Origin of the sequence: Campylobacter concisus UNSWCS, from assembly GCF_000466685.1 — a bacterium.
Taxonomy (GTDB): Bacteria; Campylobacterota; Campylobacteria; order Campylobacterales; family Campylobacteraceae; genus Campylobacter_A; species Campylobacter_A concisus_A.
Genome location: NZ_ANNG01000127.1, coordinates 1 through 469 on the forward strand (window position 1 = coordinate 1; position 469 = coordinate 469).

Here is a 469-nt window from a genome sequence, read left to right on the forward strand (position 1 = left end):
TGCGTTAATCGCACCTAAACTAGATAGCGTTATCGCCGAGGCCATGTATCTTAAAAAGACCGACAAGATCGATGCATACACCAAGCAAGAGAGTGATGATAAATTTGCACCGAAAAATAGCCTGCCACCACTTGCCACCGAAACAAAGGAAGGAATCACAAAACTCAAAAATGCCATAACTGCAAAAGCAGAGGACGCAGCAGTAACCGAAAAGGCACTGGTTGATTTCGTGCAGAGCCATACACCACCAGCTCTTGGCGTAGCTCAATCTTGGAGTGATGTGACATCCTCAAGAGATACAAACATCACATATACAAATACAACTGACAAACCTATTATGGTGCTTATCTCTGGTGAGCCAAATATGGAGGGGGATTTGTTTATCTTCGTAAATGGCGTAAAGATATATACGCAAGAGCTAGACTCTATGGCTGAAACATCCATAAGCTTCATAGTGCCACCAAAGGCA

Annotated in this window: 1 protein-coding gene; it reads left to right on the top strand. The window is 43.3% G+C overall.

Annotated features, from left to right (window positions below):
• A partial coding sequence (locus UNSWCS_RS12180; RefSeq protein WP_035144217.1) for a hypothetical protein occupies positions 1 to 469 on the top strand: 469 nt, incomplete at both ends.